At 45.1% G+C, this 26,874-nt stretch carries 22 protein-coding genes; 4 read left to right on the plus strand and 18 right to left on the minus strand.

What is annotated here, in order from left to right:
- Positions 1-2: 2 nt before the first annotated feature.
- Positions 3-1,445, minus strand: a complete 1,443-nt coding sequence (glgA, locus tag AC3ITG_RS19335; protein ID WP_413372114.1) for a glycogen synthase GlgA — start codon at positions 1,443-1,445, stop codon at positions 3-5.
- Positions 1,442-3,463 (minus strand): 1,4-alpha-glucan branching protein GlgB, encoded by a 2,022-nt coding sequence (gene glgB, locus AC3ITG_RS19340; RefSeq protein ID WP_489251069.1) that lies wholly within the window; start codon positions 3,461-3,463, stop codon positions 1,442-1,444. Before glgB ends, glgA begins: the two co-directional genes overlap by 4 nt.
- A gap of 195 nt (positions 3,464-3,658) precedes the next feature.
- Between glgB and AC3ITG_RS19345 the strand changes: the two genes are divergently transcribed.
- A complete protein-coding gene (locus AC3ITG_RS19345) occupies positions 3,659-4,885 on the plus strand; it encodes a glucose-1-phosphate adenylyltransferase (RefSeq protein WP_413372116.1) in 1,227 nt (408 codons plus the stop codon).
- A gap of 106 nt (positions 4,886-4,991) precedes the next feature.
- Here the strand turns inward: AC3ITG_RS19345 and AC3ITG_RS19350 are convergent, their stop codons facing one another.
- The 5 genes from AC3ITG_RS19350 to AC3ITG_RS19370 all read right to left on the minus strand — a co-directional run bounded on the left by AC3ITG_RS19350 (position 4,992) and on the right by AC3ITG_RS19370 (position 10,529).
- Complete coding sequence (locus tag AC3ITG_RS19350) at positions 4,992-6,488, minus strand: sensor histidine kinase (protein WP_413372118.1); 1,497 nt, start codon at positions 6,486-6,488, stop codon at positions 4,992-4,994.
- Positions 6,485-7,183: a response regulator transcription factor gene (locus tag AC3ITG_RS19355; protein WP_024634004.1), complete on the minus strand. Its 699-nt coding sequence runs from the start codon at positions 7,181-7,183 to the stop codon at positions 6,485-6,487. Before AC3ITG_RS19355 ends, AC3ITG_RS19350 begins: the two co-directional genes overlap by 4 nt.
- On the minus strand, positions 7,176-8,453 hold the full coding sequence (locus tag AC3ITG_RS19360; protein ID WP_413372119.1) for a hypothetical protein: 1,278 nt from the start codon (positions 8,451-8,453) through the stop codon (positions 7,176-7,178). Before AC3ITG_RS19360 ends, AC3ITG_RS19355 begins: the two co-directional genes overlap by 8 nt.
- A gap of 67 nt (positions 8,454-8,520) precedes the next feature.
- On the minus strand, positions 8,521-9,246 hold the full coding sequence (locus AC3ITG_RS19365) for a phosphonate ABC transporter ATP-binding protein (RefSeq protein ID WP_024634002.1): 726 nt from the start codon (positions 9,244-9,246) through the stop codon (positions 8,521-8,523).
- Between the two features lie 83 nt (positions 9,247-9,329).
- A complete protein-coding gene (locus tag AC3ITG_RS19370; RefSeq protein ID WP_489251070.1) occupies positions 9,330-10,529 on the minus strand; it encodes an MFS transporter in 1,200 nt (399 codons plus the stop codon).
- A 201-nt stretch (positions 10,530-10,730) separates the two neighbouring features.
- On the opposite strand from AC3ITG_RS19370, the gene AC3ITG_RS19375 reads away from it, so the two are divergent.
- The gene (locus AC3ITG_RS19375; protein ID WP_413372121.1) at positions 10,731-11,651 is read left to right on the plus strand and encodes an ArsR/SmtB family transcription factor; all 921 of its coding nucleotides are present in this window, start codon (positions 10,731-10,733) and stop codon (positions 11,649-11,651) included.
- 39 nt (positions 11,652-11,690) lie between these two features.
- The gene (locus AC3ITG_RS19380; RefSeq protein ID WP_489251071.1) at positions 11,691-12,455 is read left to right on the plus strand and encodes an HAD family hydrolase; all 765 of its coding nucleotides are present in this window, start codon (positions 11,691-11,693) and stop codon (positions 12,453-12,455) included.
- A gap of 92 nt (positions 12,456-12,547) precedes the next feature.
- On the opposite strand, the gene AC3ITG_RS19385 is transcribed toward AC3ITG_RS19380, so the two are convergent.
- The 9 genes from AC3ITG_RS19385 to pdhA all read right to left on the minus strand — a co-directional run bounded on the left by AC3ITG_RS19385 (position 12,548) and on the right by pdhA (position 24,563).
- Positions 12,548-14,896: a type IA DNA topoisomerase gene (locus tag AC3ITG_RS19385; protein ID WP_489251072.1), complete on the minus strand. Its 2,349-nt coding sequence runs from the start codon at positions 14,894-14,896 to the stop codon at positions 12,548-12,550.
- Positions 14,897-15,021: 125 nt separating this feature from the next.
- A complete protein-coding gene (fur, locus tag AC3ITG_RS19390; protein ID WP_024633997.1) occupies positions 15,022-15,489 on the minus strand; it encodes a ferric iron uptake transcriptional regulator in 468 nt (155 codons plus the stop codon).
- A 305-nt stretch (positions 15,490-15,794) separates the two neighbouring features.
- The gene (locus AC3ITG_RS19395; protein WP_413372124.1) at positions 15,795-17,282 is read right to left on the minus strand and encodes a glutamate synthase subunit beta; all 1,488 of its coding nucleotides are present in this window, start codon (positions 17,280-17,282) and stop codon (positions 15,795-15,797) included.
- Positions 17,283-17,907: 625 nt separating this feature from the next.
- Positions 17,908-18,396, minus strand: coding sequence for a dihydrofolate reductase (locus tag AC3ITG_RS19400; RefSeq protein ID WP_489251073.1), 489 nt, complete (start codon positions 18,394-18,396; stop codon positions 17,908-17,910).
- A gap of 25 nt (positions 18,397-18,421) precedes the next feature.
- The gene (thyA, locus tag AC3ITG_RS19405) at positions 18,422-19,216 is read right to left on the minus strand and encodes a thymidylate synthase (protein WP_489251074.1); all 795 of its coding nucleotides are present in this window, start codon (positions 19,214-19,216) and stop codon (positions 18,422-18,424) included.
- Positions 19,217-19,504: 288 nt separating this feature from the next.
- Positions 19,505-20,920, minus strand: a complete 1,416-nt coding sequence (gene lpdA, locus AC3ITG_RS19410) for a dihydrolipoyl dehydrogenase (RefSeq protein WP_024630356.1) — start codon at positions 20,918-20,920, stop codon at positions 19,505-19,507.
- Positions 20,921-20,923: 3 nt separating this feature from the next.
- Positions 20,924-22,237, minus strand: coding sequence for a dihydrolipoamide acetyltransferase family protein (locus tag AC3ITG_RS19415; protein ID WP_489251075.1), 1,314 nt, complete (start codon positions 22,235-22,237; stop codon positions 20,924-20,926).
- A 175-nt stretch (positions 22,238-22,412) separates the two neighbouring features.
- Positions 22,413-23,390, minus strand: a complete 978-nt coding sequence (locus AC3ITG_RS19420; protein ID WP_062325380.1) for an alpha-ketoacid dehydrogenase subunit beta — start codon at positions 23,388-23,390, stop codon at positions 22,413-22,415.
- 105 nt (positions 23,391-23,495) lie between these two features.
- Complete coding sequence (pdhA, locus tag AC3ITG_RS19425; protein ID WP_053780908.1) at positions 23,496-24,563, minus strand: pyruvate dehydrogenase (acetyl-transferring) E1 component subunit alpha; 1,068 nt, start codon at positions 24,561-24,563, stop codon at positions 23,496-23,498.
- Positions 24,564-24,818: 255 nt separating this feature from the next.
- Between pdhA and AC3ITG_RS19430 the strand changes: the two genes are divergently transcribed.
- Positions 24,819-25,553 (plus strand): alpha/beta hydrolase, encoded by a 735-nt coding sequence (locus AC3ITG_RS19430; protein ID WP_489251076.1) that lies wholly within the window; start codon positions 24,819-24,821, stop codon positions 25,551-25,553.
- A 160-nt stretch (positions 25,554-25,713) separates the two neighbouring features.
- Here AC3ITG_RS19430 and AC3ITG_RS19435 read toward each other — a convergent pair whose 3' ends face one another.
- Together AC3ITG_RS19435 and AC3ITG_RS19440 are read right to left on the minus strand one after the other, a co-directional pair.
- Positions 25,714-26,184 carry a low molecular weight protein-tyrosine-phosphatase gene (locus tag AC3ITG_RS19435; RefSeq protein WP_489251077.1) on the minus strand — a complete coding sequence of 157 codons (471 nt, stop codon included), beginning with the start codon at positions 26,182-26,184 and terminating at the stop codon, positions 25,714-25,716.
- Position 26,185: 1 nt separating this feature from the next.
- The gene (locus tag AC3ITG_RS19440; protein ID WP_063563197.1) at positions 26,186-26,854 is read right to left on the minus strand and encodes a trimeric intracellular cation channel family protein; all 669 of its coding nucleotides are present in this window, start codon (positions 26,852-26,854) and stop codon (positions 26,186-26,188) included.
- Positions 26,855-26,874 lie beyond the last annotated feature (20 nt).

Genomic DNA, 26,874 nt, shown 5'->3' on the forward strand with positions numbered 1-26,874 from the left:
ATCTATTTCACAGATTCAAGCGTTATGCGGCGATAAATATCCATATACTCTTCAGCTGAGACGTTCCAGCTGTAGTCTCCGCTCATTGCATTTTTCACGATCTTTTTCCAGTGCTCTGGCTGACGGTAAAATTCTTCAGCACGGCGAATGGTGTTCATCATGTCATGGGCGTTAAAGCTGGTGAAGGAGAATCCATTCCCCTCACCGCTGAATTCATTGTATGCCTGCACCGTATCGTTCAGACCCCCTGTTTCCCGGACAAGTGGTACGCTGCCATAACGGAGTGCAAGCAGCTGGCTAATGCCACATGGCTCGAACCTTGATGGCATCAAGAACAGATCACTGCCGGCATAGAAACGGCGGGATAACCCATCATTGAAGGTAATCTGAGCAGACATTTTCAGCGGATAACGATTAGCTGCCTCACGGAACCAGTGCTCATAAGCCGGATCCCCGGTACCCAATACTGCGAATTGAATGTCGTCATAGTACAATAATTCATCCAGTACACGACATACCAGATCCAAACCTTTGGAATCCACAAGTCTTGTAACCATCACCATAAGTGGAGCATCCGGACGTACAGGCAATCCTAATTCCTTTTGCAGCTCGATCTTGTTCTCGATTTTCTTGGACAGGCTAGTTCTGTATTTAACCGCAATTTTATTGTCCGCTGCCGGGTTGTAACTCTTAGTATCAATACCGTTGACAATCCCACTGAAACGATCGCCCAATGAACTGAGCAATCCATCCAGACCATAACCATAGTAGGAGGTTTGTACTTCCTTGGCGTAGGTAGGGCTGACGGTTGTTACATGATCCGCAAAAACGACTCCTGCTTTCAGGAAATTGACATTGCCATAATATTCTGCCCCGTCCACCGTGAAATACCGATCATCCAGCTCAAGCAAATCACTGAATAAATCATGTGGAAACACACCTTGATATAACAGGTTATGTATCGTAAAAACGGTTTTCATCTCACTATAAAAGGGATCATGAGCAAAGTGAGCCTCCAGTAGTAAAGGAATCATACCCGCGTGCCAATCGTGACTGTGTAGCACATCCGGCTTGAATTCAATTTGCGGCAACACCTCGAGAACAGCACGATTGAAGAAGGCAAAACGCTCCCCGTCATCCATATACCCATACACGCCATCCCGTCCAAAATAGTATTCATTGTCCACAAAGTAGACAGGAATCCCGTCATGGACCAGCATCTCTATTCCACAATACGGTCTGCGCCAGCCAAGAGGAACATCTGTTGTGATGACAGGCTCCATCGCCTCTTTATACTCATCAGGAATGTCCTTGTATTTGGGTAAAATGACACGAACATCTGCCCCACTCTTCTTTAGTGCCTGTGGTAATGCGCCGATGACGTCAGCAAGGCCTCCTGTTTTGATAAATGGATGTACTTCAGCAGCAGCAAATAGAATATTCATGCCTTCGTCCTCCTTTTAGGTTTAACTGTAGTGCTGTCTTTTGTTTTACTGGTTTTAGTGGTACTGACTTTTGCTCTGACGGATTGAACTTCAAAGGGCAATGCATCCGTTTTCCGACGTGTGCTCTTTTTTAAAATAACTACACTTAGCGGTGGCAAAACAACTTCCAGACTATGTGGTTGCCCATGAAAAGGAATCTTTTCTGTAGTAAGCTGCATATCATTGATAATGCCTGATCCGCCGTAATCGGAATGATCACTGTTCAGAACTTCGGTATACATACCGGGACGCATGACACCAATCCGGTAACGCTCCCGCTTGACTGGCTGAAAGTTAATGAGCACAAGGAGTGTATCCGCAGATTTTTTTCCTTTGCGCACATATGAAATGACACTTTGGTCCTGATCATCCGGAGTGATCCATTCATAACCCTCAAAGGAATGATCAAGCTCCCACAAAGCTTTTTCGCCCAAGTATAGCTCGGACAGATCCCGTTCAAACTTGTGGAGTTTACGGTGACTGTCGTAGTTCAGCAAAAACCAGTCCAGTTGATCTTCATCTTTCCATTCGATAAACTGGCCAAATTCTCCACCCATAAACAGCAGTTTTTTGCCTGGGAATGTCATAAAGTACCCCATGAAGGCACGCATGCCGGCAAATTTCTGCTCGTATGTTCCTGGCATCTTGTCTAGGAGCGACTTTTTGCCATGAACGACCTCGTCATGAGACAGAGGAAGCACGTAATTTTCAGTAAAGGAGTATACGACCGGGAATGTCAGCAAATGATGTTTGGAAGGACGTTCGTGAAAATCCGATTCCATGTAATCGAGTGTATCGTTCATCCAACCCATGTTCCATTTGTAGTTGAACCCTAACCCACCCTGATCTACTGGTGAAGTAACCATCGGCCATGCACTGGATTCTTCTGCCATCATCAGCGCATAGGGAAAGTACTTAAAGACCGTTTCATTCAACTGCTGCAAAAAAGCAACAGCTTCCTTGTTTTCCAGGCCACCTTCGTTATTCGTTCGGTATTGTCCTGGCTGCTTTTCGAAATCCAACTTAAGCATACTGGTTACCGCATCGACCCGAAGTCCGTCGAAATGGTACATCTCCATCCAGTACAACGCATTAGAGATCAAGAAAGAACGAATCTCGGGTTTAGAGTAGTCAAAGCTGAGGGTGCCCCAGCCTGGTCTCTCTGCTAACAGTGGATCTGCATATTCATACAAAGGCGTTCCATCAAACAAACGCAAGCCATGAGCATCCTTGGCAAAATGTGCGGGGACCCAATCGAGCAATACGCCTATGCCTGCCTGATGTAGAGTATCAACCAGATACATCAGATCTTTAGGCTGCCCGTAACGGCTTGTTGGCGCAAAAAATCCTGTGTTCTGATACCCCCACGAAAGGTCGTAAGGATGTTCACTCAGGGGCATCATCTCAACATGGGTATATTTCATCTCCAATAAATAAGGAACAAGCAAGTCCGCAAGTTCACGATAACTGTATAGAGTACCGTCCTCTTTTCGTTTCCAGGTTCCAGCATGCATTTCATAAATATGTAGAGGTTTGTTATACACGCCTCGTTGTTTGCGTCTCCACGCGCCATCATTCCATTTGTAACCTTCAATGGAGCTGGTGACAGATGCCGTACGCGGACGAACTTCAGCCTGGAAAGCATAAGGGTCAGCTTTAAGCAATTCGGTCCCCTCTTCCGTTAATATACGGAATTTGTATAAAGTTCCTTCACTGATTTCCGGAAAAAAACGAGTCCAAAATCCAGAATCGGGTATCTTATATAATGGTTCCTGTTCACCTTTCCAATCATTGCGATCAAGCGCTAGACCTACTTCTTTGGCATTAGGAGCCCACACGGTAAAGCGATATCCCTGACGATGATCTTCGATCGCAGGCTGTGCGCCCAATATTCGATAACTGTGATGAAGGTTTCCTTCATGAAACAAATAAATATGCTCCGGCGATATTTCCGGGTTTGCCAATGGTTGAATGGCCAAGAGATCACCTTCTTCTCCAGAAAATAGATGTAACAGTAACCATTACCCCATTCTAGCCAAGTTGAAAAGAAAAATGCGGTGTCTAAAAAAATGTTGTAATTTTTCAGGATTTTTACAGTATACATCGTTTCAATAGCTCCGCATTGCGTTTATGTATGTACTACACTGGACAAATATCTTGGGAGGGAAACGATTATGTTTAATAAAGATTGCATCGCTATGCTGTTGGCGGGAGGAGAAGGGAAAAGATTAGCCCCTTTAACCTCAAGTATCGCAAAACCCGCTGTACCGTTTGGCGGGCACTACCGGATTATCGATTTTCCCCTCAGCAACTGCGTAAACTCAGGCATAGATACTGTAGGTGTTTTGACGCAGTACCAAGCTGATTCATTGCATGATCACATTGGTGGCGGAGAACCTTGGGGACATGGTACTTCAAGTAAGGCAGGAATTTCCTTACTTCCATCTTATCATACAGGAAATGACGAATACTTGGGAACCGCGGATGCTATTTATAAAAATATAGACTATATTGACCAACAAAACCCCGAAAATGTTCTAATTTTGTCGGGTGACCATATTTATCATATGAATTATCGTGAAATGCTGGAAGCTCATACAGCTAATGAAGCGGTAGCGACGATTTCCGTTATGGAGGTTCCTTGGGAGGAAGCCCATCGCTTCGGCATTATGGCAGCTGATGAAAATCTGAAAGTAACGGAGTTTGCCGAGAAACCGGCCGAACCGAAAAGTAATCTGGCTTCCATGGGTATTTACATGTTCAAATGGGAATACCTGAAGCGCCACCTTCTCGAAGATGCCGCTAATCCGGAATCCAGCCATGACTTCGGTAAAGATGTGATTCCTCAAATGTTGAATGAGAATACCCCTCTCTTCGTATATAACTTCAATGGTTATTGGAAAGACGTGGGTACCGTGAAGAGTTTATGGGATGCGCACATGGATCTGCTTCATAACGATGATGACTGGAGCCTGCAAAAAGAAGACTGGCCGATGTTTACTCGTGACTGGAGAACTAAACCGAGTGCATACAAAGCACGTCATACGCGTGCTGAGCTCCTTCAGTCCATGATCCATGAATCCTGCAACATGGATGGCCGTGCTGAACGTTCTGTTATTTTCTGCGGAGCCGAAGTTGGTAAAGGTTCTGAAGTTAAAGACAGCGTGATAATGCCAAATGCACGGGTAGGTCGTGGTGTTCATATCGAGCGCGCCATCATTGGTGAAGGTGCCATTATCAAAGACGGTGCCATTGTCAAAGGCACCGCGGATGAAATCGTGGTTGTCGGACCGAATGAGATTGTCTCGGCCAAACCGGCTGTGCGCACACAACCTGTACGCATGCTGAAAGATGTTTATGAAAAAAGCGGGCGTCTGCGCGCTGGAGAGCTTTCTTCATAAGCATTAAGAAAAGGCGAGCCATATATGGCTCGCCTTTTTGGTGCGTTAAATCCAAACGATATTTTAAACAATACAATATACGTTGCCTTAACTTTGTAATTAGGGATTATGTTTCTTCCTTATCGGTGTTTGTCTGCTGGGCCTGTGTTGTCTCCTGCACTTCTTCAGAGTCACTGTTATGCTTAGGAGCTTCACTTATCACAGCCTCTTCCTCAGGCAATGCTGGCAAAGAAACAGTAACCGTGGTTCCCGACCCAAGCTCACTCTGTATCGTGATCGTACCTTCATGCAGTTCCACAAGTTCCTGCGTAATGGCAAGACCCAGTCCTGTTCCCCCGTTTTGGTGATTCACTTGGAAGAAACGGTCACGTACTTTTATGAGATGTTCTTCACTGATTCCGATACCGGTATCCTGAACAGCAGCTATGATCTGCCCCTTCTCTTCTTTAACAGAAAGGAAAATCCACGAATTCTCATGAGAAAATTTAATCGCATTGTCAACCAGATTAAGAAAGACTTGTTTCAGCCTATTGCCGTCTCCAAATACGTTAAATGCACGGGTCTCATCCGTGTCCAGCTTGAGATGTACTTGCTTTTGCTCCGCTTTGGCCCAGACGTTCAACATCGTTTCCTGAACAATTTCTCGAATGCTGACCGAGCCTTTTACAAGCTTCATCTGATTTTGCTGCAATTTGGAGAAATCGAGCATTTCTTCAACAAGACCGATCAAGCGCTCGGTTTCTTTGGAGATAATACTCATTCCAATTCTCGTCTCATCGGGATCGTACCCACCTGAATCCAGGGTTTCGCTCCAGCCTTTAATGCTGGTCAGAGGTGTACGCAATTCATGCGAAATAGATGAAATAAAGTCGTCTTTAATCTGGTTACTGCGTACAATCTCATGTGCCATGAAATTCAATGTAGATGCCAGTTCACCAAGCTCGTGCTTGTAATTACCTTTAACTCTGACATCCAGACGTCCCCTGGCCATTTGAGCTGAAACGGCTGTAATGTTATTGAGGGGCCGCACAATTGAATTCGCCATTCCGATACTTATAATTAATACAATGACTAGAACGGCCACACCTACAGCAACAGCAAGCAGCCCCATAACCAGAAGCTTGGAATTAACCATATCCAGCGAGGTGAGGTACCTCACAATATAAGTATTTTCGCCACCCAAATCTAGCTTGTGGGATACCGCCATGACTTGCTCACCCGTAAGGGGTTGTCTTCCCACCCAACGGCCAATGCTTCCGTTCATGGCCTGTGATATATCGCTCGTTTGAAGAACGGCATGCTCGGACTCAAAAGCAGTTGAACTAGCCAAGACTCGGCCATCCATATCAAGGATTTGCAGCTCGGTACTACCCAATTGTAAATTAGCGAGCAAATACGATAAATTATTAGCTTCATCCGTACGAGATAACGTTTCTTTAAAATCATTCGTCGATGTAATCTGCTGATTAATCGTATTATAAATACTCTCGTAATAATACCTTTGTACTGCAATCAAAAATACGAATTCCACCAACAGCAGAGCCAGGAAAACTACAATGAAGTAATGTAGTACGATCTGCCGTGTAATGCCTTTTTTGATCATTGATCCCGGCCCTTCCATTTGTACCCGTGACCCCATACAGTCTGCAGGTATTCAGGTTCGGAAGGATTGTTCTCAATTTTCTGGCGCAAGCGGCGAATGTTTACGTCCACGATTTTGGGATCACCCATATACTCTTTGCCCCATACGTGATCCAGCAGCACATCTCGACTAAGCGGTGTATTTTCTTTTTCTAAGAAAAATTGAATCAAAGAAAATTCAGTTGGTGTTAACTCAATTAATTCATTTTGTTTCTTGAATTGCTTGGAAATCAAATCCAAAGAAAATGGACCAGATTGGAATGTAACCTTGGCTGCCGTCTCGCGGTGAACGTTCACCCGGCGAAGCAAAGACTGAATGCGTGCAATTAGCTCGGTTGGACTAAACGGCTTACTTACGTGATCGTCTGCTCCAACTGATAGCGCATATACCTTGTCCTGCTCCTGCACTTTGGCTGTCAGGAAAATAATACCCAGACGTTCATTCGTTTCACGAATTCGTCGACACACTTCAAACCCGTCAATTCCAGGAACCATAACATCCAGCAAAGCTAAGTCAATATCTGGTACGGTTTGAAGAATACGAAGCGCTTCATGTCCGTCTCCCGCTTCGAGCACTTCGAACCCGTTTCTCTTCAAATTAATAACGATAAAGCTGCGGATGGATTCTTCATCCTCAAGAATAAGTACTTTACTCATTAAGTTCTTCCTTTCTATTCAGATGCGACATATTGTCCAGTAATCCACCATCGTTATTCGCAGATTGCGCGCCACGATAAGCAATCACTCGATCGTTCGATTTGGTGATTTCTTTCCACCCTTTACCTTTGTCTTGTTCCCATTGCGTAAGTGTGAAATATTTGATTTCACCCACCGTTTCATCCGTATCAATCATTTTGAAACGAATATATTTCCCCTTTTCCGATTTGGTATCTATTGTAACTTTTCCGTACCAATCCGTTTTCAGGTTAAGATGGAATGCATTCGCATCATCACGATATTGAAAGGATACAAAATCTTTGCCATCCTTACCATTCCATTGATAGAAAGTATAGAACCACATTCGAGCATCAAATACGTAATGTTCCCAGCCTCTGGGTGTTTCCTTCAATCCAAATTCAATAATACCATCATTATTAAAATCACCGCTTAAAATTTTGTCATCTCTATAGGTTTGATCAGGGGAATTGAATGCATACACCAATTTGTTGTCCTTTACATAAACAATCTGTGTAAAGGTACTTCGGTCGTCCAATTCGGCATCCAATACGAAGCCCACTTTATCTTTGGCAATTTGACCACCAAGTGCATTATAAAATTCTTTTACTGTATAGTCCGTCTGTATACGGTCCACTTCCTTGAAGCTTCCATCATCATATTGATATAGGGCAATGGAGGAAAATCCGCTGGTATTGAGCGAAACGATAGCAAAATCATTTTTTTTGTCCCCGTTTAGATCCAAAGGATTCCCTTGTAAATCATCAATAATTAACTCATTATACGGTACTCCGCCCATCACCTGTTCAAGGGCCCCTCCTTTGTAGGAATAGGCCATTAAAGCTTTCTGTGCTTCGAGGCTCACTCCAAGAACAATATCAGGATTACCATCGTTCGTGATGTCCAGCAGTTTAAAGGATTGCAAGGTATTTCCCGGAACATCAAAAGTAAGTTTTTTCACCCAGGTATCACCCTGCTCTTCGAGAAGCATGCCATGAATCCGCACATTTTCACTCGGAGTTTCGTAGAAAACAATGGCTTCTCGGGTTCCATCCCCATCCAAATCTGCCACCCGTATCATGCTTGTATTGTTCAAGTCTTTGGGCCGAATTAATTGGCTTTCAGGAGGTTGTTCTTTCTGTACAATTGTAAGAAGTCTCTCCTTGTCCATCGACATCATGGGTTGTTTCATTAAAAGCTTGGGATCACTCAGGACAGTGCATCCGCTAAGAACGGAGCCAAGTACAATCATAGCAGCTCCCCCCGCTAACAGGCGCCCCCACCGTGAATTAAGCAAATTCATCACTCTTTTCAATAGTTTAAATCATATTTTTTTCTTGCTGTGTCAACCGACGTCCACGTATATCAAAAGCAATCTTGCCTTCCGCAAGACCCCAGATGCGGGTCGCATGTTTCTCTGCCATTTCAATAGGCAATACCGCAATCACGGTAGCCCGTTCCTCTTCGCACAATTTGCGCAGTGTTTCCAGCACCGTATCTGCTGTATGAGGATCAAGTCCGATGACAGGCTCATCCGCCAAAACAACTTTGGCACCATGCGCAAGCGCTCTGGCAATCGCAACACGCTGCTTCTCGCCACCACTAAGCTTCTCTGCCGTCTGGTGTGCTTTATCCAGCAATCCCAGCCCTTCCAGATAATCCATCGCACCCATATAATCATCGGAACGAACCATACCTGTTACCATTCTCCACAAAGGAGTTTGACCAGACCGACCGATCAATACATTTTTCAAAGCTGTACGTCTCGGATACAATTGCGGATTCTGTTCCAAGTATGCCCATTCCCGTTTAATTTTCCGTTTTCCGGACCAACCTTCTTTTATAATCTCGGCGCCGTCCACCGTAAATCGACCACTGTCCCATTTTTCCATCATAGCAAGGCATTTAAGCAGCATGCTTTTTCCGCTGCCACTCGAGCCCACTACACCAATCATTTCTCCCTGTTGCATATCGAATCGTATATCCCGCAGAACCGGAACTCGGTCCGCTCCAACGGACTTGCTTAAACCCTCAACTCTGATCATCGCGATGTCTCCTCTTGTCCATGTTTTTCCCTACTACTAGTGTACTCGGAAATGGACATCAATTTCCAAGCGAACACCAGCTTCTATTTTACCACAGATTCGAGCAAAGGTTTACGACGAAATAATACACCTGCTGCACCAAAAAGAAGATACATGAATCCAAGCAAAATAAACATGCTTCCTGGTGAAATCCAGTTGATCACTTGCCCACCCAGATTTGGTCCAATGATGCTTCCAATTGTAAAATGAAATGAGGCCACAACGTTCGCTGCAGGCAGCAGCGCTTTTGGCAAAATATCTGCGGCATAGGCCAGGCCAAGCGAGAAAAATGAACCTACCAGACCTCCTGCTATGGTCAACAGCACAAGCGTCCACCAGAAATGTGTACCGGCCATAGGAACCAGCATGAAGATGATACCGCCAGTAATGCCGGCAAACATTAACGTTTGCTTTCGACCATAACGGTCACTCAACATGCCTAGAGGCAATTGCAGAAACAAACCACCAATTCCGACAAAAGGTAGCAAGGACGATATCTGATTGGCATCCAAACCAATACGCAGTCCGTATACGGGAAAATTGCTGTTCATTCCGGCTTCCATATACCCGTACAATAAAGCAGGTAACAGTGCGTACCATGCCCAGGCCAGACTGCGACGGAAACGACGTTCAGGCAGTTGTCCATGTTCAGCCTTTTCCGGCTTCGTATCGGGAAGCTTCATTAATACAAGGATAAGTACAGCAGCCATACAAACAAACAATACCCAGAATGGTACGGCATCCCCAAACCCGAGCAGCTTGATTCCCAATGGGCCAATACTGAATCCTAAACCATAGGACATGCCATATAAAGAGATGTAACGTCCGCGTTTTTCGGGTGCGGTCACCAGTAGTACCCATAACTGGGCAGAATAATGGAGTGCACTATCACCGATTCCGACGACGAGACGCAAAATAAACCAAATTTTGATATCCGGAAAATAAGGAAACAGAATCAGGGGAATCATGACAAATAACAGTCCACCGATAATCAGCTTTTTGAAACCAATAGCTCCCAGCAGTCGTTCCGCCACCAAGGTCATGGCAAAAGAGCCAACGTACAATGCGGCTGCATTTAATCCGTTCAAACCCGGTGAGACTCCTTTTTGCTCCAAGAAAATGGAGAGCACCGGCAATAAAAGTCCCTGACTGATCCCCGCCACAACAATAACGGTAATCAGAATGAGATAGTTTGATGTAGAATGTGATAATTTGGGGGTGGTTATAGATGACACGAAAATCATTCCTCCTGCAAGCATACAAAGAAAAATCGCCATCACTGACGACCTTTCGCATGTTATAACTATTCTATTGATCATGCATGGTTACGCCAGGGGTTTTGCCCTGGACTTGAACATTATAGTGGACAACGCCCTGCAAAACAAGCCATAATAGTACTTAAGTCGCTGCGTACATTTAGATGTGACGGGAGGATTCTGCATCATATGGCTTATCATGTTAAAATCGATGTTTCACCGATATATGAAATGCTCAACAGCTTTTTGGTATATGTAACGAAGAAGTGGATTCAACATCTGGATGTTGGCCCCGAATGGATCATTGAGGTGGAAGGCAAACTAAGTTCCAATGTTCGAGCAGCGCTCGCACCTGCTGCCACCTGGCCTTTTGATGACTTTGATGTTTTGTTTGCATGGGCGGCCTATCGGAACGCTTCTAATGAGAATATTGATTTTCTGGATATGCTTGCTGGACTAACAGCCGAAGAGCTGTTCGCACGCGTATCTGTTTTGCTGCCCCATCTTACAATAGAAGAATCTACACGTATTCGGGATAGCTATGTGCCACTTTTGCGACTCTGGGATCAGCATTACTGCCAGAATATGAGTGAGGATTATCGTACCTGGCTCGAGGAAGACGCTGAAGAGAAACGCGTACTGCTTGATAAAATGGGGCCTGAACTCCTTATTGAATACGCTACTGCGGGTGTTCTGGTTGAACCGATGCCTGGACTGGATGAAGTAATCCTGTTTCCAACCGTTCACAATCGCCCCATTAATATGTACTGCTTCTATGAGGGCATGATGATCATGCAGTATCCTGTAGATGCACCCGAAGAGGATGAAGACCAACCACCAACCTGTCTGCTTCGTTTCACACATGCCCTGGCTGATCCGGAAAGACTCCGTCTGCTCCGCTACGTTTCAGGTGAACCGAAGTCACTCGCTGAGATGTGTGAGGAGTTGGGCAAAGACGAGGATATGGTTAAAGATCAGGTTATGGCATTGCGCATCGCCGGACTGCTACGAACCCATCTGCTCGGCAGTAATCGCAAAGAGAAATACAGTATTCGACCAGATGGCGTATCTGAATTGAACATGTTCCTGGAATCTTATATTCGCATATAAAATATGAACAACTGTGCTGCTGCAAGGAGTGAATTGGATATGAAAATAATAAAACAACATATTTTGTTTGATCTCGATGATACACTCGTGTACTGCAATAAATATTTCAACCTGGTGCTTGGTGAATTCTTCGAGAACATGCAGGAGTGGTTTGATGGACATGCCCTAACGGTTCAACAAATTAGAGAGAAACAGCTGGAGATTGATGTAACCGGGGTCAATAAACTGGGATTTGCAAGTCACCATTTCCCGCAATCCCTTATTGATACCTACCGTTACTTCTCCCAGAAGTTCGCAAAGCCCACCTCTCACCAAGAAGAGTCTTACCTCACCAAATTGGGAATGAGTGTATATGACCAAGAGGTTGAGCCTTATCCTCATATGGTTGAAACGCTGGAGAATCTTAAATCAGCTGGACATGCCCTCTATCTGTACACGGGTGGAGAAACCGTAATTCAGCAGCGGAAGATTGACCAGATGAAGCTCTCGGCTTATTTCGATGACCGGATCTACATTCGGCAACATAAGAATGTTGAAGCGCTTGAAGGTATTCTCTCTACTGGCCCGTTTGAGCGTCGTGCAACTTGGATGATTGGAAATTCACTGCGCACAGACATCATGCCAGCAGTGACGGCCGGCATCCATAGCATATATATCAAACAGCCGAACGAATGGCAATACAACATGGTGGAGCTTCAACCTAATCCCGAGACATCGATGTATACCATCACTGCCCTGGAAGAGGTACCGAAGGTCATCCATGAAAACATACAACAGCAGCAACAAAAAAGGACCCTTGGATAAGGGTCCTTTTATTATTTGTTTAATTAACAATTGAATTTGACGCTGGCACATCAGACTTCACGTTCTTATTACAGCCTTTACATCCAATAAACTTATGCATCTTGCTTCTCCGCAGTTAGTTTGCCTGTTGCCTTATCTTGCAAAATAATACGCGCCTTCACCGTACTTCCGTCTTTTCGTTTAAAAGCCAGTACCTGAGTACTCCCCTTCTCAATCAACGCTTTCAACATCGTACTGGTAATTTTCTTGCCGACGTACTCTTTCCAAATGACAAACCCGCAGCCTTCTTTGAAACGTGTACAGCCATAGCCTTTCTTGCCTTCAATAATCTGACCGGTGCAACCCGGTGATGGACAGGATGCCAGCATTTCACGAACGCCAGAATGACTGGAAGTCGAAGATCGCGTTTGCGCCGTCGCGTTCGCGACACTGGCAGTTCTGGATGAAGCTCCCGACGTTTGACGTGAAGTCTTCGAACCTGCACTGGTACCCGAGCCAGTACCTAATGTCTTGGCAGACGTTGTTCTGGTGCTGGATCTCTGGGCTTTGGCTCCCTTGCCTTTACCCCGCCCCCCACGTGTATCTTCCCCAAAAGCATCCGCTGGTGCCGGTGCCTGCACACGTACTTTATCAATGATGGACATCGTAAATTTTTTGACGTTCTCCATAAACTTGTCCTGGCCCGCTTCACCTTTGGAAATTTGGTACAATCTTCTTTCCCATTGGCCCGTCATTTCAGGCGAAGTTAACAGATCTACGCCTGCCTTGCGGATCAATTCGATGGCTGTCCGACCCTTCAACGTCAGTTGCATCTTTTTACCCTGCATCGTAATGTAACCCACGTTTTTAAGTCGTTCTATCGTTGCCGCACGAGTCGCTGGTGTACCCAGTCCACTGTCTTTCATTGCATCACGCAGCTCTTCATTCTCGATCTGTTTCCCTGCACTCTCCATTGCTTTTAGCAACGTTCCCTCAGTATAACTCTTGGGAGGCTGTGTCGCCTTCTCCTTGAATTCACTCTTGGTACATTGAACAGGCAATTCAGGTTGAACAGCAAATGCCTTGTCTGTCCATTCCTCTGCTTCCTCTTCTTCATTGCTGTTTTTCTTTGTCTTTTTCTTGCCCGTCTGCTCCTGATCTGAAGATCCCAGTACCACCTTCCACCCCAGTGACAGCAGTTCTTTCACAGATGTCTTGAACTGGTGCTTCTCAACGTCAGTGAGCACGGTATGCTGCTTATACTCTGCTGGCGGATAGAAATGGGATAAGAAACGTCTTACGATTAGATCGTAGATATTCTGCTCATCTTTGGATAACGTACCCGGTCGCTTCAATGTAGGCAAAATCGCATGGTGATCCTCAACTCTGGACGGGTTACATACACCCTTGTTTTTCTTATGAACGAGTTCAGGTTTCGCTCCTTGCGCCAGCTCACTATAGGTTCCATTTTTAAGCAGATTCAGCGTTTTGTGCATACCTTCAATATTCTGTTCCGTAACATAGTTTGAATTTGTCCGTGGATAAGAGATCACCTTATGTTTCTCGTAAAGCGCCTGTGCAATATCCAACGTTTTCTTAGCTCCATATCCATACTTGGCATTTGCTTCACGCTGCAAAAGGGTCAGATCATACAACCGGTATGGATACTCCTTGGTCTGTTTAGCTTCGTACTTGGTAATCTGTCCCGTCTTCCCCTTCACACTGGTCGCAATCGATTCAGCAACGGCGGGGTCGGTCAGCTTGTCCCCTTGACGTAAGCCCCTGTACTCCACTCCTTCTTGACGAAACCAAGCAGCTACTTCATAAAAGGTCTGGGACTGGAACGCTTCAATCTCGATTTCCCGATCATAGATCAAGGCCAGTACCGGAGTCTGCACCCTGCCTACAGAGAGCAATGCATTGTGTCGGGTAGTGAAAGCCCGGGACGCATTCATGCCAATCAGCCAATCCGCTTCACTACGAGCCCTGGCAGCATGGGTCAAATTCTCAAATTCCGAGGCATCTTTCAAACCGTCAAAACCACGTTTAATACTCTCAGCGGTCAAATCCGATATCCACAGACGTTTGACAGGCTGACGCAGCTTCAACTGTTGTTGAATTAAGGCAAAAATATACTGTCCCTCTCGCCCTGCATCACAAGCATTAACGATGGCCGATGCCCTTTTCGCAAGTTCTCCGATCATTTTCAGTTGATCTTTCGTTCTGGGGTTGGGCACAATCTTGAACTGATCCGGAATGATCGGCAGGTCGCCGATATTCCAGCGTTTATACTTTGAATCATAGGCATCCGGTTCAGCAAGTCCCAATAGATGACCAATCGCCCAGGTGATAATGTAATGCTCACCTTCCAAATAATTGCGATTGTTCTTGGCTCTTGGTTCTATGACGGCGGCAATGGTTCGGCCCATGTCGGGCTTTTCCGCAATAACCAGTGTCTTCATCCGTCCATCTCTCCTCCTTCACCGTCCAGATGACGGCAAAAAGGGGCCTTCCGCCCACGGAAGCCCCTTGCTTCTGAAACTTATTATATCAGATTTTGGTTGCGGGAGCATCCTCCCCATTGGATTTACCCTGCTGCTTGTTCATTCAAAGCCTGCTTCGCTCTGCACTCTTTGCATACGCCCTGAAAATCAAGCCGATGGTCTGTAACGGCAAAGCCGTACTGACGCTCGATTTGTTGTTCCAGACGAAGCAAACCATCCTCCATGATCTCTTCTACAGTGCCACACTCTGTGCAAATCAAATGATGATGGTGATGTGAGCCATCCGTACTTCGCAGGTCGAAGCGCGCAGCACCGTCACCAAAGTTAATCTTTTCTACGACCTGAAGGTCACTAAGCAGTTCAAGCGTACGATATACCGTAGCCAAGCCAATCTCGGGGAATTGTTCCTTGACCAGCAGAAATACTTCCTCTGCGCTAAAATGATCCTTCTCATGCTCAAGTAACACACGTACCGTAACTTCTCGTTGCTGTGTCAGCTTATACCCTTTTGCAACCAACTGTTTTTTAATGTCATCAATCTGTTCTGAAATGGATTTGTCCCGGTTACTTGCCATAAAGATTGCACCTCCGGATATTATAATTTCACAATTCGTGTAGTTTTCAATTAAGTGTCATTACGTTTCTTATTTATAATCATTATAATGTAATAATAAATCTTTATGAGATAAAAAGCAATGCTATACCTCACAGTTGCCTAAAATAATTGTAGCTGAACGTCTCAAGTTATCATAAAAAATAACAAAAAACCCCCGCTAATTGCGAGAGTTTTGTTGTATCATTTATATATTTTATTCAAAAATTGCAAATCCATATCCATATGCGGCTCATTAACTCGTTATACGAGAACTGTAGCACCCATCAAGTATTTGTCCACTTCACGGGCAGCTTCACGGCCTTCATTAATTGCCCATACAACCAGACTTTGACCACGACGCATGTCACCTGCTGCAAATACTTTATCCACATTGGTATTGTATTTGCCGTAACGCGCCTTAACGTTGGTACGACGGTCTGTTGCAAGTCCAAGTTGTTCCACCAAAGTCTGTTCCGGTCCGTCAAAACCGATAGCAATCATTGCCATTTGAGCTGGGAAGATACGTTCTGTACCCGGAATCGGCTGATAGATTTTACGTCCCGTCTCATCTACAATACGCTCGATTTGAACGGTGTGAAGTTCTTTGAGATTACCCTCATCGTCACCCACAAATTTGGTCGTCATGATGGAGAACTCACGCGGGTCGTCACCGAACAGTGCTTTCGCTTCTTCCTGTGCATAATCAAGAGTATATACGTTCGGAAATTGCGGCCAAGGGTTGTTAATGCGATCACGTTCCATAGGAGCTTGAGTATGTGTACCAAATTGAGTAATGCTTCGACAACCATGACGAAGCGATGTAGCTACACAGTCGGAACCTGTATCCCCGCCACCGATGACGATAACATCCTTGTCCTGTGCTGACAGGTAGTTACCATCCTCCAGGTTGGAGTCCAGGTAACTTTTGATGCTGCCATTCAGGAAATCCATGGCGTAGTGCACGCCTTTCAGATCACTGCCTTCAATGTTGAACTCACGCGGTTTGGTTGCACCTCCGCACAGGACAACCGCATCATACTCATCCACCAGTTGTTGCGCAGCAATATCTTTACCGATCTCCGTGTTTGTTACAAATTGAATGCCTTCTGCTTCCAGCAAATCAACACGACGCTGAACGACGTTTTTGTCCAATTTCATCGTAGGGATACCATACATCAGCAAACCACCGACACGATCGGAGCGCTCGTATACGGTTACCGAGTGACCTGCTTTGTTCAACTGAGCTGCCGTAGCCAGTCCTGCAGGACCTGAACCTACAACTGCTACACGTTTACCCGTACGTTTCTCCGGAGGCTGGGGAACCACCCATCCTTCTTCAAAACCCTTTTCAATAATCGCTTCTTCAATCGTTTTGATGGTTACAGGTTCACCGATAAGTCCCACTGTACATGACCCTTCACAAGGAGCAGGACAGACACGACCTGTAAACTCAGGGAAATTATTCGTTTTGTGCAGACGATCAAGTGCTTCTCTCCACAAACCACGATACACCAGATTATTCCATTCTGGAATCAGGTTATGCACAGGGCAGCCCGACGTTCCGCCAGTCATATCTATACCTGTATGGCAATACGGGGTACCACAATCCATGCATCGTGCACCTTGTGTTCTGAGCTCTTCTTCAGCCATATGTTTATGAAACTCTTCCCAATCCTTAACCCGCTCCGCCGGCTTACGGTCCGCAGGCAGCTGCCGTTTGTATTCCATAAATCCAGTAGGTGTAGACATCTTACGTTTTCCCCCATCCGTTCTTGTCTTAATCCTTTCATCTGCATGGTTCTATATGAAATGGATTACTCATGTTTGAGTTTTTGTATATTGTATCACAAAATCTTCTCGAAGATATTTCAATTATAGTAGCACTTTGCATGCTGAATATTAAATGGATTATCCGAATAATTATTTGTATTTTATACATCATATCGTCCTAGTCTACCCATGGTCAATACCCTTAAATTGGTTATTTCTAAGGTGTGGCTATAAGAAATTAGGCGTTTAATTAATGAAAAAACGGACGGAACGTCATTTAAATGTGAGGTAATTTGTCATTAAAAACAACAATTTATGCTGTTTTACGGTACCAATTCCGACTAATATCTCATTTTAGGGCTTTACAACGGTGAAACCCTACAATTTTTATACTTTTTTACCACAGAGTGATTATGGGGCTATGTATTGCATTCATTTTTTCATTATTTTTACGTCATATTCATGTCATTTACATGTTAATTCGTATTTATTTCATTCTATTTTTAAAAGAAAAGACGCTGTTCACGAATATTTCGTAAATCAGCGCCCCTATATTTCGTAAATAGCGTATGTTTGGGCTCTTCTACTTCATCTTATGTCCCTTTTACCGTTTACGTTCATAGAACTCAAACGTATATGCATAAACATTTTTCTCATCCTGCTCGCCTTCAATCTGTTCTGTTAGCTCCCACTCCGACCAATCCACTTCTGGGAAAAAGGTATCTCCCTCAAAATTCTCATGGATTTTGGTCACCACCAGGCGATCTGCGAGTGGCAAAAACTCACGATAGACCTGGGAGCCGCCAATGACGCAAAGCTCTTCGCCTTTTGTAACTTCCAGACCCTCTTCAATCGTATGCACCACTTCAGCCTGATTCGCTTTGTAGTTCAGATCTCTTGTTACAACAATATTCCGACGTTGCGGAAGTGGCTTGGCTCCAAAGGACTCCCATGTGTTGCGTCCCATAATAATCGTTTTGTTTAACGTACGTTGCTTGAAAAAGGCCATATCTTTAGGCAAACGCCACGGAATGGAATTATTTACTCCTATAACGCCATTCTCGCCCATCGCCCACACAAGTTCAATGCTCAAAGATTACACACTCCTTCAATCCGTGTTATACCGCAATCGGGGCTTTAATACCCGGATGATGCTGATAGTTCTCAAACTCAAAATCATCAAACGTATAATCGAAAATGGAATCCGGCTTACGCTTGATAACCAACTTAGGCAACGCGAATGGCTCACGCTCCAACTGGGTTTTCACTTGTTCCACATGGTTTGAGTAGATGTGTACATCCCCACCGGACCAAATAAACTCCCCAACTTCAAGATCACACTGCTGGGCAATCATATGTGTCAGCAGCGCATAGCTGGCAATGTTAAATGGCAGCCCAAGGAACGTATCTACAGAACGCATTGTTAGCATACACGATAGTTTACCCTCAGCCACGTAGAACTGAAACGCGAAATGACAAGGAGGCAATTTCATGTTGTTAATCTCCGCCACATTCCAGGCGCTAACGAGGTGACGCCGCGAATCCGGATTATTTTTAATCGAATCAATAACAGCAGTAATTTGATCGATCTTCTCCCCGTTAGGCGCTTCCCAAGTACGCCATTGTGATCCATATACCGGACCCAAATCACCATTTTCGTCAGCCCAATCGTCCCAGATCTTTACACCATTTTCCTTCAGATAGGATATATTCGTATCCCCGCTCAAAAACCACAACAACTCATGAATGACTGATTTCAGATGAATTCGCTTGGTTGTTACCAGCGGAAACCCTTCGGATAGGTCGTATCGGAGCTGTCTGCCAAATACCGACTGTGTTCCAGTTCCGGTGCGATCTCCCTTATGCACGCCTGTATCCAGAATATCCTGTAATAAATCAAGATAGTTTTTCAAATTATATTCCCCTCGCACTTCTAATTTCATAGCAATAAAAACAAACAAGAACATTCACACAGCTGGTGTTTGCTCCAATTTGCCTTATTTGAAAGCAGCATCGACCTAAGGCTCTATGCTGTCATATTGGTTGTTCCAGTGTACCACATTGAGCTTCTTATTGCATAATTAACAGACGCTCTCTTTATGAGTTCACATAAAAAAAAAGGGACAGACAACGCTGTAACACGTTATCCATCCCTTCTTGATTTACGTATAATGCCGGACGAATCCGAAGCTTAGACGATATTAGCGGGAAATGATGTGGATCGGGTGACCCATAACCAATTCCGCAGCTTCCATCACGATTTCGCCCAAAGTAGGGTGAGCGTGAATAGTCAGCGCCAAATCTTCCAGAGTAGCTCCCATTTCAATTGCGAGGCCAAGCTCAGCAATCAGGTTGGAGGCTTCCAGACCTACGATTTGGCAACCCAACACGAGGCCGCTTTCTTCGTCAGCAACGATTTTCACGAAGCCTTCAGCGTGGTTCAAAGATACAGCACGGCCATTACCCGCATAAGGGAATTTGCCAGCTTTTACTTTGTAGCCTTTTTCTTTAGCTTCTTTCTCAGTGTAACCTACGCTGGAGCACTCAGGATCTGTGAACACAACTGCCGGCATACATTTGTAGTCAACTACAGATGGTTGCCCTGCGATCGCTTCAGCAGCCACTTTACCTTCATAAGAAGCTTTGTGGGCAAGTGCCAGACCAGATACAATATCACCGATTGCAAAGATGTGAGGAATGCTAGTACGGCCTTGGTGATCAACTTTAACGAATCCACGCTCGTCAACGTCTACGCCAATCAGGTCCAGACCAAGCTCTCCGTCTGTATTTGGACGACGTCCAACAGTAACGAGCAGATAATCTGCAGTTACTTCTTTGGATTCACCATTTACAGAATATTTAACAGTTACATCTTTATCCGTTTGCTCAGCACTTTCAGCTTTTGCACCCGTTACGATTTCGATGCCTGTTTTCTTCATGTTTTTAGCTACGAGGCTAGTCATGTCTTTATCGAAACCTGGCAGTACAGTATCCAAACCTTCGATGATTGTTACTTTTGCACCGAATTTAGAGTACATTTGACCAAGCTCAGCACCGATATAACCGCCACCGATAACGATCATGCTTTTTGGAACTTCAGGCAAGTTCAGAGCTTCTGTTGAAGACAGAATGCGTCCGCCAAACGGGAAAGGTTTCAGCTCGATTGGACGGGAACCTGTTGCAATGATTGCATTTTTGAATTTGTAACGTGGAGACTCGTGATCATTGAATACACGAGCTTCGTTTTCGTTGATGAACATGCACTCACCGTTGAAAACTTCAACTTTGTTGCCTTTGAGCAAACCAGCTACGCCGCCAGTCATTTTCTTAACAACGCCGTTTTTGAATTCTTGAGTTTTGCTGAAGTCCACTTTTACGTTCTCAGCAGAGATACCAAAAGCTTCGCCGTGCAATGCAGACTCATATTGGTGTGCAGCCGAGATCAGGGCTTTGGATGGAATACATCCGCGGTTCAAACAAACGCCACCTAGTTCGGATTTGTCTACGATCAATACGCTTTGGCCCAGTTGAGCAGCACGGATGGCAGCTACATAGCCACCAGGACCCGCACCAATTACTAATGTGTCGATATTGAGAGAAGCGTCGCCTACTACCATATCTTACACCTCCATAACAAGCAGCTCAGGGTTAGCGAGCAGCTGTTTAATGTAGTTCATAAAGTTTTGTGCTGTTGCGCCATCGATGATACGGTGGTCGAAGCTCAGGGAAAGAGCCATTACAGGTGCTGCAACAACTTCGCCATTTTTGATAACGGCTTTTTCGCTGATGCGTCCAGTTCCGAGAATTGCAACTTCAGGGAAGTTGATGATCGGAGTGAAGAACATACCGCCAGCAGAACCGATGTTACTGATGGAGATTGTGCTTCCTCTCATTTCGTTCGCACTCAATTTGCCATCGCGGCCACGAGCTGCCAGATCACGAATGGAATCAGCGATCATCCAGATGGATTTACGATCAGCATCTTTGATAACAGGAACGATCAAGCCGTTGTCTGTATCTGTAGCGATACCGATGTTGTAGTATTTTTTGTATACAATTTCATTAGCTTCTTCATCGATCATAGCGTTCAATGCTGGGAACTCACGGGAAGCAGCAACCAGAGCTTTAACGATGAATGGCAGATAAGTTACTTTTGTACCTTTTTTCTCAGCGATAGGTTTCATGCGAGTACGGAAAGCAACCAGTTCAGTTACGTCCACTTCGTCCATGATTGTAACGTGAGGTGCTGTGTAAGCCGATTTAACCATCGCATTGGAGATCGCTTTACGGATACCTTTGAATGGTACGCGCTCTTCTTCCACACGTTGATCAGCTGCAGCAGCTGCTGGTGCTGCGGATTTTTTCTCTTCTTGAGCCGGAGCTTCGGAAGATGCCGCTGCGGAAGAACCGCCACCGTTTTTGAAGGATTCAACATCTTCTTTGGTAACTTTACCGTTGTTGCCAGTACCGTTAACTTGAGCGATGTCTACGCCTTGTTCGCGAGCAAATTTACGCACGCTTGGTGTTGCCAGAACGTCTTTGGCAGATACTGCCGGAACGCTGTTGTTTCCGCCTTCTTTAGCTGCATCCGAGCTGGAAGCTGCTGCGGAAGAACCGCTTGTGTCAGCTCCACCTTGAGCTGCATCTTTTTCTTGTTCGCCTGCAGGAGCGTCGTCTTGCTCTGGAAGCTCACCTTCAGCGTCGATGATTGCAACAACTTCGCCAACGTGGCAAACTTGGCCATCTTTTGCGAATACTTCTGTTACTGTGCCGTTAACCGGACAAGGTACTTCAACGACCGCTTTGTCATTCTGTACTTCCATGATGATGTCGTCGTCAGTTACTTTGTCACCGACTTTGATGTGCATCTTGATGATTTCGCCTTCGTGAAGGCCTTCGCCCAGTTCAGGGAATTTGTATTCAAATTTAGCCAACTGAAAAACCTCCTTGATTATGTCTCAATCCTGAAAACAACCCTTAACTCCAAGAAACAACCGTTACTGCTAGTGCAATAAACTGTTACTCAAGGGGCTAATGGCTGTTTACAGTGCAGCTTGCGCTGCGGTGTGGATCACCATACTGCGCCTTGCGGCATGTCAGATGATTAAATTAGAAATTTACGACTTTATTAACCGCAGCAACGATACGCGCTGGGTTAGGAAGCCATGTATCTTCGATTTGTGCAAATGGATATACAGTATCCGGACCAGCTACACGCAGAACCGGAGCTTCCAAGTGCAGGATTGCTTTTTCATTGATTTGTGCAATGACTTCAGCTGCAACACCTGCGCTCTTTTGAGCTTCCTGTACAACAATTGCACGGTTTGTTTTCTTAATGGAAGCAACGATAGTATCGATGTCGATCGGGCTAACCGTACGAAGGTCGATAACTTCAACTTTGATTCCTTGTTTTTCGAGCTCTTCTGCTGCTTTCACAGAAGTGTGAACCATCATACCGTAAGTAATGATAGTTACATCAGAACCTTCACGAACAACGTTCGCTTTGCCCAGCTCAACTGTGTAATCTTCTTCAGGTACTTCTGCACGGAATGCATGGTACAAGTTCAAGTGCTCCATGAAGAATACAGGGTCGTTGTCGCGAATAGAAGCGATCATCAGACCTTTTGCATCGTAAGGGTTAGAAGGTACTACCACTTTAATACCCGGAGTTTGCGTAAGCAAACCTTCGAGGGAATCTGTGTGCAATTCTGCCGCTTTTACACCGCCACCGAATGGTGTACGGAATACGATTGGAGAATTGTATTTACCGCCGGAGCGGAAACGCATACGAGCTGCTTGAACTACCATTTGGTCAAGTGCTTCGAAGATAAAACCAACGAATTGGATCTCGGCAACCGGACGGAAGCCTTGAACACCCAAACCTACAGCCAGACCGCCAATAGCGGACTCAGCTAGTGGTGTATCAAATACACGCTCTTCGCCAAACTCTTTTTGCAGACCTTCCGTTACACGGAAAACGCCGCCTACATTACCTACGTCTTCACCGAAAAGCAGAACGTTAGGATCACGTTTCAACTCAACGCGAAGCGCATCACGGATTGCTTCTTTCATGTTCATTTGTGCCATTTGCTTCATTTCCTCCTTAAACATTGACAGTTCACATTTGAATTCATACATGTATACCGGGACACCGGAACACGTCCCGGATGTTTATGCTTTATCGGAAAAAACTTATTGGAAATCAGCTTTTTGCTCTTCCAAGTGCTTAGGCGTTTGTTCGAACATGCTGTCGATCAAGCCTGAAATCGTCATTTTCTCGGTTTTTTCCGCTTTTTTGATCTCTTCGTTCACTTTTGCTTTTGCTTCTTCTTTCACACGTGCTGTATCTTCTTCAGTCCACAGACCTTTTTTCTCCAGATATTTAGCAAAACGCGCGATTGGATCTTTAGCATTCCATTCAGCCTCTTCTTCTTTTGTACGATACTTGGAAGCATCGTCAGAAAGGGAGTGAGGACGGAAACGGTAAGTAACTGCTTCGATCAGAGTTGCGCCTTCGCCGTTACGACCACGTTCAGCAGCTTCCTGAACCGCTTTGATAACTGCGAAGATGTCCATACCATCAATTTTAACACCTTTGATACCTGCTGCTACCGCTTTGTGAGCGATGGATAGAGCTGCCGTTTGTTTGGCAAAAGGAGTTGTGATAGCATAACCATTGTTTTGTACGAAGAAAATAACAGGCAATTTGTAAACACCAGCGTAGTTCAGACCTTCATAGAAGTCACCTTCTGAAGAACCACCATCACCTGTGTACGTAATTACAACTTGTTTTTGTTTCTTCAATTTGTAACCCATAGCAATACCCATTGCGTGCAGGATTTGTGCACCAATGATGATTTGCGGCATCAATACATTAACGCCATCCGGAATTTGTCCACCATGTTGGTGTCCACGGGAGTACAGGAACGCTTGATAAAGAGGAAGTCCATGCCACACGAGTTGCGGAATGTCACGATAGCCAGGACATACAAAGTCTTCTTTTTCAATTGCAAATTCACTACCAACCATTGTAGCTTCTTGACCAGATACTGGAGCATAGAAACCAAGACGACCTTGACGGCCCAGGTTTACTGCACGGTCATCCCAAGTACGGGTAAATACCATGCGATACATAATTTCTTTTAATTGATCGTCGGAAAGCTTAGGCATCATGTCTTTGTTAACGATTTCGCCGTCAGGAGACAGCACGGACAGAGCTTCTACATCCTCCGTATATACTTCATAAGGAACCTTGCTCATTTTTTTCTTCACCTCAACAAAAAATTTGAATATCAAGTTCCGCTGTTATAATATTATTATACACCTGTTTCACTTCATACGTCAAAGATATCCGTAATTTTTTTATGTTTCCTTCCGGATTGTATGTATAACAGGGGCTTAATATTGGTATAACAGCATAATACATGTTTGCGTATTTGACCTATCTCCGCACAAGGTTAATCTTACCGTATTGCGCGGTCGAATGCAAAAATTAACCGAGAAAGGTGACGTTTTATGACGGATTCCCGCTATTTGAAACGCACGATTGTGAAGGAAGAGATTGAGAGCCGCTATCTCGGAGAGAAGCGCACATTACGAATTTATCTTCCCCCAGGCTATAACGAATTGTTATCCTACCCTGTCGTTTATTGTCAGGACGGTGAAGAATTTTTCAACTTTGGACGTATCGCCACCACTGCCAACCGCATCATTCTCGACGAGGGAGCCGAACCTTTCATTATAGTAGGAGTTCAGGTTGACGTGTCTGTAAGAACTCAGGAATACGCCCCTTTCGGCGATCGGTTCAAGGCGTATACCTCATGCTTCGCTGAAGAGATTATTCCCTATGTAGAAGAGAAATATCCTGTGCGCCGCTCTCCGCAGGAACGTGTTCTTGCTGGCGACTCACTGGGTGGGAGCGTTTCGCTTCATCTTGCTCTACTCTATCCAGACCTGTTCACACGTGTCATCAGCTTGTCTGGAGCTTACTACTCTGCTTCCCAGGAAATCTACGCTGCAGCTGAAGATTTGTCCTGGTTATCGATCTGGATGATTGTTGGTTTGCAAGAGACTGCCTTTGAAGCCGACACCGGCACATATGATTTTGTTCAATTAAACCGGGATACCCGTGATTTGCTGGAAAAACGAGGTGCTCTCGTCTCCTATCAGGAGAAAGACGGGCATCACCAATGGGGATTCTGGCAGAACGAGCTGCCGGAAGCATTGCTTTACTTTCTTCAAGAAAATTAATTCGATCATTGAACAGGCGGCTGAAATGCCGCTTTTGTTTCACAATCATATGATACCGCTTACATTAACACTCAAAAAAGAAGCAGGTTTTCATCTGCTTGTCCGTTCCGGCTTCTTCTTTTGTATCACACGTGTCATTCCTAGAAAACATCACCGATTGTTATATCAAAGAATGTTCCTTTTCAATCCGATCTAGCAACACGTCGCAGCCTGCATCTACCAGCCTGTACACTTCTTCAAAATTCCCCGTATAATACGGGTCGGGTACTTCTCGGAGCGTCTCGTCAGGCAGCAGATCCATCATCTTGATAATTTCCGCATCCTCACCACCTGTTACACTTCTTACGTTAGCTGCGTTGGAATCATCCATGCATATAATGTAATTAAAATGTGTGAAGTCCGTACTCCCAAATTGTCTTGCCGCCATATTGGCATAAGAAATTTGATATGAATCCAGCAATGCTCGAGTCCCCTCATGCGGAGGTTTGCCAACATGCCAGTCTCCTGTACCTGCTGAGTCTACTGAAATCTGCTGATCAAGTCCTCTTTCACTCACTTTATGACGGAGGACAGCCTCAGCCATCGGTGAGCGGCATATGTTGCCCAAACATACAAACAAAACGTTAATCATGTTATTCCCCCTTACTCAAGGTGCGGTTTAGTGGCGCTGGTGCTGTCTGAGGTTTCACACTCTCCGTTTGTACCAGAGAACGACGGGGCAGCTTCCATTTATAATGAACAGAACACATCCGGAAGAACACAACTGCGGCGAAACATATTAAAAGCCCAACGTTCGTTGTAAACCATCCCATACCTATGGCAAAACCAGCTGTAATTGCCCACACGGCATAAATTTCATCGCGCAGTACCAATGGCTTCCTGCCTGCCAGCAGATCACGAATGATCCCTCCGCCTATACCAGTCATCACTGCAGCTACAATAACGGCACTAATGGGATGTCCCATATTGGCCGCGTACAGCGCCCCTTGAATCGCAAAGGCTGCAAGTCCAATCGCATCAAACAACGCTTCTGTCCGCTTCCAGTGACCGATCCACTTAAGAGGTAGTACAAACGCAATCGCTACAGATATTAGGGCGAGCATAATCAGCATTCCCTGGCTCCACAGCATCGTTACGGGTACACCAATGAGAACATTACGAATGACTCCGCCTCCAAATGCGGTTACGAGTCCCAGGACCAGCACGCCCAAGATATCATATTCCTCTTCCATTGCCACGAAAGCTCCGGACATTGCAAATGCAATGGTACCTATAATGCTGAATACTTCAAAAATGTGCAAGTCCAACCTGTTCAAACCTC

This window comes from Paenibacillus sp. GL_099_B, assembly GCF_057835695.1.

What these genes read in the sequence shown, in the direction of transcription:
- glgA (WP_413372114.1), bottom strand. Translation starts at nt 1,445, where the DNA reads ATGAATATTCTATTTGCTGCTGCTGAAGTACATCCATTTATCAAAACA.
- AC3ITG_RS19345 (WP_413372116.1), top strand. Translation starts at nt 3,659, where the DNA reads ATGTTTAATAAAGATTGCATCGCTATGCTGTTGGCGGGAGGAGAAGGG.
- AC3ITG_RS19350 (WP_413372118.1), bottom strand. Translation starts at nt 6,488, where the DNA reads ATGATCAAAAAAGGCATTACACGGCAGATCGTACTACATTACTTCATT.
- AC3ITG_RS19355 (WP_024634004.1), bottom strand. Translation starts at nt 7,183, where the DNA reads ATGAGTAAAGTACTTATTCTTGAGGATGAAGAATCCATCCGCAGCTTT.
- AC3ITG_RS19360 (WP_413372119.1), bottom strand. Translation starts at nt 8,453, where the DNA reads ATGATTGTACTTGGCTCCGTTCTTAGCGGATGCACTGTCCTGAGTGAT.
- AC3ITG_RS19365 (WP_024634002.1), bottom strand. Translation starts at nt 9,246, where the DNA reads ATGATCAGAGTTGAGGGTTTAAGCAAGTCCGTTGGAGCGGACCGAGTT.
- AC3ITG_RS19370 (WP_489251070.1), bottom strand. Translation starts at nt 10,529, where the DNA reads ATGATTTTCGTGTCATCTATAACCACCCCCAAATTATCACATTCTACA.
- AC3ITG_RS19375 (WP_413372121.1), top strand. Translation starts at nt 10,731, where the DNA reads ATGGCTTATCATGTTAAAATCGATGTTTCACCGATATATGAAATGCTC.
- AC3ITG_RS19380 (WP_489251071.1), top strand. Translation starts at nt 11,691, where the DNA reads ATGAAAATAATAAAACAACATATTTTGTTTGATCTCGATGATACACTC.
- AC3ITG_RS19385 (WP_489251072.1), bottom strand. Translation starts at nt 14,896, where the DNA reads ATGAAGACACTGGTTATTGCGGAAAAGCCCGACATGGGCCGAACCATT.
- AC3ITG_RS19395 (WP_413372124.1), bottom strand. Translation starts at nt 17,282, where the DNA reads ATGTCTACACCTACTGGATTTATGGAATACAAACGGCAGCTGCCTGCG.
- lpdA (WP_024630356.1), bottom strand. Translation starts at nt 20,920, where the DNA reads ATGGTAGTAGGCGACGCTTCTCTCAATATCGACACATTAGTAATTGGT.
- AC3ITG_RS19420 (WP_062325380.1), bottom strand. Translation starts at nt 23,390, where the DNA reads ATGGCACAAATGAACATGAAAGAAGCAATCCGTGATGCGCTTCGCGTT.
- pdhA (WP_053780908.1), bottom strand. Translation starts at nt 24,563, where the DNA reads ATGAGCAAGGTTCCTTATGAAGTATATACGGAGGATGTAGAAGCTCTG.
- AC3ITG_RS19430 (WP_489251076.1), top strand. Translation starts at nt 24,819, where the DNA reads ATGACGGATTCCCGCTATTTGAAACGCACGATTGTGAAGGAAGAGATT.
- AC3ITG_RS19435 (WP_489251077.1), bottom strand. Translation starts at nt 26,184, where the DNA reads ATGATTAACGTTTTGTTTGTATGTTTGGGCAACATATGCCGCTCACCG.